The following is a 1259-nucleotide window of genomic DNA, read 5'->3' on the forward strand; positions in this document are numbered from 1 at the left end:
AGCACGGTTAGCGCGTCATACAGCGCCTGATTGACGTTCGACTTACCGACGATACCGACGATGCCACACATGCGACGCAACCCCTACTTAATGGATCTGAACTGAACAACACTCACTGTGGCGTTTTGGCCGACGGCAAGAGTTGCTCCTTGAACGGAATATCAGCGGGTACGCTGATTCCGCTGGCAAGCCACTGACTGCTCCACCCGAGAATCAGGTTTTTGGACCAGTCGGCGACCAATAGAAACTTTGGCACGAGCTGTGATTCTTTCCACCACCCGTCCTGCTGTACCGGCCCCAGGCTCAACAGCCCGACTGCCACGACCACCAGCAACACGCCACGCGCCGCGCCGAAGGCCATGCCCAGGAATCGGTCGGTGCCGGACAACCCGGTCACGCGCACCAACTCGCCGATAAGATAATTGATCATTGCGCCCACGATCAGTGTGGCGACAAACATGATGGCACAGCCCGCGATCACGCGAGCCGATGGGGTTTCGATGTATCCGGCGAGGTACTCGGACAGTGAGCCACCGAACATCCAGGCAACGGCTCCTGCGATGATCCAGGTCACCAGCGATAATGCTTCCTTGACGAAGCCGCGGCTCAAACTGATCAAAGCGGAGATGGCGATGATTGCAACGATCGCCCAGTCAACCAGGGTAAATGGCACAGTGCAGCCTACAGACGGATAAGGCGGCGCATTTTAGCAGAGCGCACCGCTGTCGGTAAGCTGCGATTGTCAGTGCATTTCAATCCGGGCGATAGTTTTTAGCCACGCTCAGGCTGAAAACGCACGACAAACCCCTTGAGGTTCTGCTGGCGGCTCAAGACATCACGCAAACGATCGGCCTCGGCACGCTCGATCAGCGGACCGACAAACACCCGGTTCTTGCCGTCGGCGGAACGGATATAGGCGTTATAGCCCTGACTGCGCAGGGTTTTCTGCAGGCTTTCGGCGCTGGCACGACTCGACAGGCTGGCCAGTTGCACCGACCAGCTGACCGACAGGCCGTTGGCATCGACACGACTTTGCGTGGTGTCAGGCTTGGTTGGGGCCGCCGCGATCGGCTGAGCCGGTGCGGTTGTCGGCTTGGCCGCTGGCGCCGGTGCTGGAGCAACCGGTTTGGCGACAGGAGCAGGCGCTGGAGCCGGTGCAATCGGCATCTCCGGCGCCGATCGCTCGGCCACCTCGTCATCACTCGGCACCGGCTCTTGCGGCAGCGTTTGCGGCTCGGGCACGGCGACCGGTTCAAGTT

3 protein-coding genes are annotated in these 1259 nt (G+C 60.3%); all 3 read right to left on the reverse strand.

The window, feature by feature from the left end:
- Positions 1–71, reverse strand: a 71-nt coding sequence (locus DBR18_RS29585; RefSeq protein WP_256588824.1) for a hypothetical protein, incomplete at its 3' end; no start/stop codon positions are given.
- Between the two features lie 41 nt (positions 72–112).
- Complete coding sequence (locus DBR18_RS20520) at positions 113–673, reverse strand: CvpA family protein (protein WP_007961197.1); 561 nt, start codon at positions 671–673, stop codon at positions 113–115.
- 98 nt (positions 674–771) lie between these two features.
- Positions 772–1259, reverse strand: a 488-nt coding sequence (locus DBR18_RS28280) for an SPOR domain-containing protein (protein ID WP_158275059.1), incomplete at its 5' end; no start/stop codon positions are given.

It is taken from the genome of Pseudomonas sp. HMWF021 (assembly GCF_003061005.1).
Lineage (GTDB): Bacteria > Pseudomonadota > Gammaproteobacteria > Pseudomonadales > Pseudomonadaceae > Aquipseudomonas.